This is a genomic window from Mixta sp. (assembly GCF_024610815.1).
GTDB lineage: Bacteria > Pseudomonadota > Gammaproteobacteria > Enterobacterales > Enterobacteriaceae > Mixta > Mixta calida.
This window is the reverse complement of the sequence record NZ_JANION010000141.1, coordinates 1-4,111: the sequence shown is the minus strand read 5'-3', so window position 1 is coordinate 4,111 and position 4,111 is coordinate 1. Positions and strand designations below refer to the sequence as shown.

Sequence of the window (4,111 nt, the reverse complement as noted above, 5' to 3'; positions counted from 1 at the left end):
AGGCGCCGCGCGGCGTCAGTCATCATTATCAATGGCATAATAGAAACATCGGAGAACCGTTAAAAACATTTCCGCCGATTTACTTTAATTTACTTAATAGAGTTTCCCACCCGCCGGAATAATAGCCGCCGTTATTATTGGCTATTTTAAAAGCGAAAATATTTACAAATGTAAAAAAGCAGCTTGCGCTGCCTTTTATCTATTCCTGTTACCGCTTTACCGCTCTTTACGACTTAATTTACCGCGCCGAACCAGATTACGGCGGATACGCGTTAAGCCAGGTTTCGGCCTGCGCGGTTCATCCAGGCTGGCCAGCACCAGTTCCAGCACGCGTTCTGCGACGTCGCGGTGACGCTGCGCCACCGCCAGAACCGGGCATTCAAGAAAATCGAGCAGTTCATGATCGCCGAACGTGGCGATGGCCAGCTCAGTCGGCAGCCGCCCTTCACGCTGTAGCGTCACATCCATGACGCCCTGCAACAGACCAAAAGAGGTGGTGAAGAGCGCATCGGGCATTGGATGCTCATCCAGATACTTTTCAAACAGCGCGGCCGCTGCGACGCGCTCGAAACTGTTGGCGTAGATAAAATCGATCGGCCTTTCATCGCCGTGCCAGGCTTCGCGAAATCCCATCTCGCGCAGGAAACTGACCGACAGCTCCGGCAGCGCGCCCATGAAAAGCACATTTTTAACCGGCAGCTGACGCAATTCAGCTGCCAACGCCTGCGCATCTTCCTGATCGGCGCCCACCACGCTGGTGAAATGCTCACGATCCAGCGCGCGGTCGAGCGCGATAATCGGCAGGGAGTGATTCGCCCAACGTTGATAAAAAGGATGTTCCGGCGGCAGCGAGGTTGAAACGATAATCGCATCCACCTGACGCTGCAGCAGATGCTCAATACAGCGCATTTCATTGTCCGGCTGGTCTTCCGAACAGGCGATCAGCAGCTGGTAGCCGCGCTGGCGCGCCTGACGTTCCAGATAGTTGGCGATACGCGTATAACTGGTATTTTCCAGGTCGGGGATCACCAGACCGATAGAGCGGGTTCTGCCCGCTCTGAGGCCGGCGGCCACCGCATTCGGATGATAGTTATGCTCGCGCACCACAGCCATGACTTTCTCAACGGTTTTATCGCTGACACGATATTGCTTCGCCTTGCCGTTGATGACATAGCTGGCGGTGGTGCGCGACACACCGGCAAGACGCGCTATTTCATCCAGTTTCACAATCACTCCACATCGTTAACGCCATGAGGCGAAAAATAGCCGCAGCATGGCTAAGGATAAGCTTTTTTTTACATCTAACCGCAGAAAAGGCCAGCGGGCAACCGCTTTTAATGGCAAAAATGAGGCGCGTCAGAAAATAAAAAAACCCGGCAGAACGCCGGGTTAGCAACAGAATGGATTATCACTTTAGCTAATTAACGCATAATCCGGTCGCCGCGCGAAACGCCGACCACGCCGGAGCGCGCGATTTCGACAATTTCCGCTACCTCGCGCAGCGTATTGAGAAACGCATCGAGCTTCTCGCTGGTGCCAGCCAGCTGAACCGTATAAAGCGTCGGCGTCACGTCGACGATCTGGCCGCGAAAAATTTCGGCGCTGCGCTTCACCTCTTCGCGGGCGTAGCCGCTGGCCTGAATCTTCACCAGCATAATTTCGCGCTCGATATGCGCGCCCTGCCCCAGTTCGCTGACGCGCAGAACATCCACCAGCTTGTGCAACTGTTTTTCGATCTGCTCCAGCGCCTTTTCATCGCCCACGGTCTGAATGGTCATACGCGACAGCGTCGGATCGTCGGTCGGCGCCACCGTCAGGCTTTCGATGTTATAGCCGCGCTGGGAAAACAGGCCGACCACGCGGGATAATGCGCCGGATTCATTCTCCAGCAGAACCGATAAAATACGACGCATAATTATGTCCTCTCCGTTTTGCTTAACCACATTTCATCCATACTGCCCCCGCGGATCTGCATCGGGTAAACGTGTTCGCTGCCGTCCACGTTAACATCAACGAACACCAGCCGATCGTTCGCTACCGTTTCCAGCGCCAGCGCCAGCTTCTCCTCCAGCTCCGCCGGATGGGAAATTGAAATGCCGACGTGACCGTAAGCCTCCGCCAGGCGAACAAAATCAGGCAGCGACTCCATATAGGAGTGCGAATGGCGGCCTGAATAGATCATGTCCTGCCACTGCTTCACCATGCCCAGATAGCGGTTGTTCAGGTTAAGCACCAGAATCGGCAGATTGTATTGCAGCGCGGTGGAGAGCTCCTGAATATTCATCTGAATACTGCCGTCGCCGGTAACGCATACCACGGTTTCCTGCGGCAGCGCCAGCTTCACGCCGATGGCCGCCGGCAGGCCAAAGCCCATGGTGCCGAGCCCGCCGGAGTTAATCCAGCGGCGCGGCTTATCGAATGGATAGTAGAGCGCCGCGAACATCTGATGCTGTCCGACGTCCGAGGTGACGTAGGCGTTCCCTTTCGTCAGGCGCCACAGCGTTTCAATCGCCGCCTGCGGCTTAATTTTTTCGCTGCTGCGGTCGAATTCCAGGCATTTGCGCGCGCGCCAGCCCTCGATGCTCTGCCACCAGTCGCGCAGGCTGTCGAAATCCTGCTGCGTATCGCCTTCCGGCAGTAACTCCAGCATCTGCTGCAACACCTGGCGCGCATCGCCCACCACCGGAATATCTGCCGCCACGGTTTTTGAAATCGATGCGGGATCGACATCAATATGCAGTACGGTGGCGTTCGGACAATATTTCGCCAGATTATTGGTGGTACGGTCGTCGAAACGCACGCCGACGGCGAAGATGACGTCGGCGTTATGCATAGTCATGTTTGCTTCGTAAGTGCCATGCATGCCAAGCATGCCGAGATTCTGTCGATGCGTGCCGGGAAACGCGCCCAGCCCCATCAGCGAGTTGGTGACCGGCAGATGTAATTTTTCCGCCAGGGTAAGCAGCTCGCCGTCGCATTCGGAGATAATTGCGCCGCCGCCAACATACATAACCGGCTTTTTCGCCGCCAGCAGCGCCTGAACGGCGCGCTTTACCTGTCCTTTATGGCCCTGCGTCGTCGGGTTATAGGAGCGCATGCTGACGCTCTCCGGCCAGACGTAAGGCAGCTTATTCGCCGGGTTGAGGATATCTTTCGGCAGATCGATCACCACCGGGCCGGGACGGCCGCTGGCGGCCAGCCAAAACGCTTTTTTCAGGATGGTCGGGATCTCTTCCGTATGTTTTACCAGGAAGCTGTGTTTGACCACCGGGCGCGAAATGCCGACCATATCGCACTCCTGAAACGCATCGTAGCCGATAAGCGAAGACGGCACCTGACCAGACAGCACCACCATCGGCACCGAATCCATATAGGCGGTGGCGATACCGGTAATGGCGTTAGTGGCGCCCGGCCCGGAAGTGACCAGCACCACGCCGACCTCGCCGGTGGCGCGCGCATAGCCATCGGCCATATGCACCGCCCCCTGCTCATGACGCACCAGCACATGATCAACGCCGCCAACGGTTTGCAGGGCATCATAAATATCCAGCACCGCACCGCCCGGATAACCAAAAACATGCTTTACGCCCTGATCGATTAACGATCGGACCACCATTTCAGCTCCTGACAACATCTCCATTTTTGCCTCCCGGCTTTCAGTTCGCTCTCTGTTCTGGCGCTTACCCGCTATCGCCGCGCAATGGGCAAGGCTAAAGGGATCTACGCAGAGATAAACACAGTGTTAATGCTCAAACCCTGAAAGGCGCTTTCAGAGTCAAGGTACAGGGGGAATGAAGCCCTTGCAGATTTATTTACGCTGGCTTTGGCAATTACCATAACCGCAGAAATCTTGTTGGGTAAACCCCAAACTTACCGCTGCGTTTTCGCCGCTTTCTTTTCTTACGCTAATAAGCGAAAGAAATAACAGAAAAAAAGCTGAGACCAGGCGCAATCAACAGCCGATTATTCTGCATAGCTAAACATTCATAGCAAAAACTTATCATTGGCGCTTTTTTTTCTCGCGCGCGGCGATGATAAAGAAAGACGAAGAAGCATTAAGGTAAAATATGCTGCCACAGGGAACCGGTTTACTATTTTATCCCGCCTTAAT

At 55.0% G+C, this 4,111-nt stretch carries 3 protein-coding genes; all 3 read right to left on the bottom strand.

Annotated elements, in window-relative coordinates:
• Nucleotides 1–216: 216 nt before the first annotated feature.
• Entirely contained in the window at nt 217–1,227 is a 1,011-nt protein-coding gene (cra, locus tag MYY08_RS10315) for a catabolite repressor/activator (RefSeq protein WP_038628278.1), read from the bottom strand.
• A gap of 194 nt (nt 1,228–1,421) precedes the next feature.
• On the bottom strand, nt 1,422–1,913 hold the full coding sequence (gene ilvN, locus MYY08_RS10310; protein WP_038628281.1) for an acetolactate synthase small subunit: 492 nt from the start codon (nt 1,911–1,913) through the stop codon (nt 1,422–1,424).
• Nucleotides 1,914–1,915: 2 nt separating this feature from the next.
• On the bottom strand, nt 1,916–3,640 hold the full coding sequence (ilvI, locus tag MYY08_RS10305; protein ID WP_038628284.1) for an acetolactate synthase 3 large subunit: 1,725 nt from the start codon (nt 3,638–3,640) through the stop codon (nt 1,916–1,918).
• Between the last annotated feature and the right edge of the window lie 471 nt (nt 3,641–4,111).